The following is a 4,029-nucleotide window of genomic DNA, read 5'->3' as shown; positions in this document are numbered from 1 at the left end:
CGGGGCACCGGACCGGCCCCGACGGCCGCGCGCGCGGCCGGCTCACCGCGCCGCGGCGAACGCCTCGTAGACCTTCTTGGGGATCCGCCCGCGCGCGGGCACGTCCATCCGGTTCGCCTGCGCCCAGGCGCGGACCGCCGCCGGGTCCGGGGCGACCTCCGTCTGCCGGTACGCCTTGCCGGAGCGCGACCGCTTGCGGCCGGCGTCCACGTAGGGCTCGAGGGCCGCACGCAGTTTCCTGGCATTGGTTTCATTGAGGTCGATCTCGTACGACCTGCCGTCCAGTCCGAAGGCGATCGTTTCCGCCGCTTCCGAGCCGTCGATGTCGTCAAAGAGAGTGACCACGACCTTCTGCGCCACGAATATCGGTCCCTTCGTGCGGCATCTCTCGTCCGGACGTCCGTGATGACGTGCCGGTACATCGTCGAGATGTCGGCTGTTCGCCTGTAATCGGGCAAAGTATCTGCTAATGACAATTCATTTGTACAGTGCCCGGCATTGCATTGTGAAGCCCGACTAAATCTGTCCGCGTGTCCGGTGCGCAATAGAGATGTGCGGGCGAACGGAGATCTTTCCCGGAACTTTTCCCTGGCGTCTGCCCGTGATGCCGAATCGTGACGGTGCTCACGTAGATTCCTACAACTCTACTCGCGTAGAAATTTTGTGCGGGTAGTCTGAAGGAACCTGCTCAGCACCACACACCGGGAGTGCCAGTGGCACGCGTCGTAGTCGACGTCATGCTCAAGCCGGAGATCCTCGACCCCCAGGGCCAGGCGGTGCAGCGCGCACTGCCGCGACTGGGTTTCGAAGGGATCTCGGACGTCCGTCAGGGAAAGCGATTCGAACTGGAAGTTGACGGGCCGGTCGACGAGGCCGCGCTCGCCCGTATCCACGATCTTGCGGAATCCTTCCTCGCCAACACCGTGATCGAGGACTTCACCGTACGGGTCGAGGAAGTCGCGGAGGCCGCGAAGTGACCGCTCGTATTGGCGTCGTCACTTTCCCGGGCAGCCTCGACGACCGGGACACCCGGCGCGCGATCCGCGTCGCCGGTGCCGAACCCGTCGCCCTCTGGCACAAGGACAAGGACCTCAAGCAGGTCGACGCCGTGGTGCTCTGCGGCGGTTTCAGTTACGGCGACTATCTGCGCGCCGGCGCCATCGCGCGCTTCTCGCCGGTGATGGACACCGTCATCGACCAGGCCAAGGCCGGCCTCCCGGTGCTGGGCATCTGCAACGGCTTCCAGATCCTCACGGAGGCCCACCTGCTGCCCGGCGGGATGCTCGGCAACGACCACCTGCACTTCATCTGCCGCGACCAGAAGCTGCGGGTGGAGAACGCGGACACCGCCTGGACCACCGACTACTCGGCCGGCCAGGAGATCCACATCCCGCTGAAGAACATGGACGGCCGCTACGTGGCCGACCGGCGGACGCTGGACGAGCTGGAGGCGGAGGGCCGCGTCGCCTTCCGCTACCTGGACGTCAACCCCAACGGCTCGCTCAACGACATCGCCGGCATCACCAACGCGGCGGGCAACGTCGTCGGCCTGATGCCGCACCCCGAGCACGCCGTCGAGCCGCTGATCGGCACCGGCCGCACCGACGGCCTCCCGTTCTTCACCTCGATCCTCAAGAAGCTGGTCAACGCATGAGCCGGACGCCTCTGGACACGGTCGAGCACGCGGCCGCGACCCCCGACGTCGAGCTGCCCTGGGCCGAGCTGGGCCTGAAGAAGGACGAGTACGAGCGGGTGGTGGAGATCCTCGGCCGCCGCCCGACCGGCGCCGAACTCGCCATGTACTCCGTCATGTGGTCCGAGCACTGCTCGTACAAGTCCTCCAAGGTCCACCTCCGCCAGTTCGGCGAGAAGGCCCCCGAGAACGACGCCCTGCTCGTCGGCATCGGCGAGAACGCCGGTGTCGTCGACGTCGGCCAGGGCTACGCGGTCACCTTCAAGGTCGAGTCGCACAACCACCCGTCGTACGTCGAGCCCTACCAGGGCGCGGCCACGGGCGTCGGCGGCATCGTCCGCGACATCATCGCCATGGGCGCCCGCCCGGTCGCCGTGGTCGACCCGCTGCGCTTCGGCGCCGCGGACCACCCCGACACCAAGCGCGTCCTGCCGGGCGTCGTCGCCGGCATCGGCGGCTACGGCAACTGCCTGGGCCTGCCCAACATCGGCGGCGAGGTCGTCTTCGACGCCTGCTACCAGGGCAACCCGCTGGTCAACGCCGGTGCCATCGGCGTCATGCGGCACGAGGACATCCACCTCGCCAAGGCCTCCGGCGCCGGCAACAAGGTCATCCTGTACGGCGCCCGCACCGGCGGTGACGGCATCGGCGGCGCGTCGATCCTCGCCTCCGAGACCTTCGACGACGCCAAGCCGTCGAAGCGCCCCGCCGTCCAGGTCGGCGACCCCTTCCAGGAGAAGCTCCTCATCGAGTGCACCCTGGAGGCGTTCAAGGAGAAGCTGGTCGTCGGCATCCAGGACCTCGGCGCGGCCGGTCTGTCCTGCGCCACCTCCGAGCTGGCCTCCAACGGCTCCGGCGGCATGCGCGTCACCCTCGACGACGTGCCGCTGCGCGACTCGACGCTCTCCCCCGAGGAGATCCTGATGAGCGAGTCGCAGGAGCGCATGTGCGCGGTCGTCGAGCCCGACAAGGTCGACCGCTTCCTCGAGATCTGCGACAAGTGGGACGTCATCGCCACCGTCATCGGCGAGGTGACCGACGGCGACCGCCTGGAGATCTTCTGGCACGGCGGCAAGATCGTCGACGTCGACCCGCGCACGGTCGCCCACGAGGGCCCGACGTACGAGCGCCCGTACGCCCGCCCGTCCTGGCAGGACGAGCTCCAGGCGGACGACGCGAACAAGCTGCCGCGCCCGGGGACGAGCGAGGAGCTGAAGGACCAGGTCCTGAAGCTGGTCGGCTCGCCCAACCAGGCCTCCAAGCAGTGGATCACCCAGCAGTACGACCACTTCGTGCAGGGCAACACCGTCCTGGCCCAGCCCGAGGACTCCGGCATGATCCGCATCGACGAGGCGTCCGGCCTCGGCGTCGCGATCGCCACCGACGGCAACGGCCGCTACGCCAAGCTCGACCCGTACACGGGCGCGCAGCTCGCCCTCGCGGAGGCGTACCGCAACGTCGCCACGACCGGCGCCAAGCCCCTCGCGGTCTCCGACTGCCTGAACTTCGGCTCGCCCGAGGACCCGGCCGTCATGTGGCAGTTCGCGGAGGCCGTACGCGGTCTGGCGGACGGCTGTCAGCAGCTCGGCACCCCGGTGACCGGCGGCAACGTCTCGCTCTACAACCAGACGGGCGAGGCCGCCATCCACCCGACCCCGGTGGTCGCGGTCCTCGGCGTCATCGACGACGTGGCCCGCCGCACGCCGGTCGCCTTCCAGGAGGAGGGCCAGCTGCTGTACCTCCTCGGCGACACGCGTGAGGAGTTCGGCGGCTCGGCCTGGTCCCAGGTCGTCCACGACCACCTCGGTGGCCTGCCCCCGAAGGTGGACCTGGAGCGTGAGCGCCTGCTCGCCGAGATCCTGATCTCCGCCTCCCGCGACGGCATGATCGACTCCGCGCACGACCTGTCCGACGGCGGTCTGATCCAGGCGGTCGTCGAGTCGGCGCTGCTGGGGGAGAAGGGCGCGCGCCTGGTCGTACCGGACGGGCTCGACGCCTTCACCTTCCTGTTCTCCGAGTCGGCGGGGCGCGCGATCGTCGCCGTGCCGCGCTCGGAGGAGGTCCGCTTCAACGACATGTGCGGTGCGCGCGGCCTCCCGGCCACCCGCGTCGGCGTCGTCGACGGCGACACGGTGGAGCTCCAGGGCGAGTTCGCGCTCCCCCTGGCCGAGCTGCGCGAGATCCACGAGGGCACGATCCCGGCCCTGCTGGCCTGATCCTCCCGCCCCTTTCGCACGCGGCCCCCGCCCGGTCCACCGGGCGGGGGCCGCGGCGCAGGGCACGGCCCCGCCGGACTCCCGCCGTCCCGCACACGCCTCGGGCGTTCCCCGCGCCGG

General features: G+C 69.5%; 4 protein-coding genes. 3 read left to right on the top strand and 1 reads right to left on the bottom strand.

Annotated elements, in window-relative coordinates; genetic code table 11:
* Positions 1-42: 42 nt before the first annotated feature.
* Positions 43-360 carry an Lsr2 family protein gene (locus B7767_RS20350; protein WP_085573448.1) on the bottom strand — a complete coding sequence of 106 codons (318 nt, stop codon included), beginning with the start codon at positions 358-360 and terminating at the stop codon, positions 43-45.
* Positions 361-713: 353 nt separating this feature from the next.
* Between B7767_RS20350 and purS the strand changes: the two genes are divergently transcribed.
* The 3 genes from purS to purL are packed head-to-tail and all read left to right on the top strand — an operon-like array spanning position 714 to position 3,909.
* Positions 714-977, top strand: a complete 264-nt coding sequence (gene purS, locus B7767_RS20345) for a phosphoribosylformylglycinamidine synthase subunit PurS (RefSeq protein ID WP_006133353.1) — start codon at positions 714-716, stop codon at positions 975-977.
* The gene (purQ, locus tag B7767_RS20340) at positions 974-1,654 is read left to right on the top strand and encodes a phosphoribosylformylglycinamidine synthase subunit PurQ (RefSeq protein WP_085573447.1); all 681 of its coding nucleotides are present in this window, start codon (positions 974-976) and stop codon (positions 1,652-1,654) included. Before purS ends, purQ begins: the two co-directional genes overlap by 4 nt.
* Positions 1,651-3,909 (top strand): phosphoribosylformylglycinamidine synthase subunit PurL, encoded by a 2,259-nt coding sequence (gene purL, locus B7767_RS20335; RefSeq protein ID WP_085573446.1) that lies wholly within the window; start codon positions 1,651-1,653, stop codon positions 3,907-3,909. Before purQ ends, purL begins: the two co-directional genes overlap by 4 nt.
* Positions 3,910-4,029: the final 120 nt, after the last annotated feature.

The organism is Streptomyces sp. 13-12-16 (assembly GCF_002114215.1).
Classification (GTDB): domain Bacteria; phylum Actinomycetota; class Actinomycetes; order Streptomycetales; family Streptomycetaceae; genus Streptomyces.
Note: the sequence above shows the minus strand (reverse complement) of the source record. Positions and strands in the feature narration are given on the sequence as shown.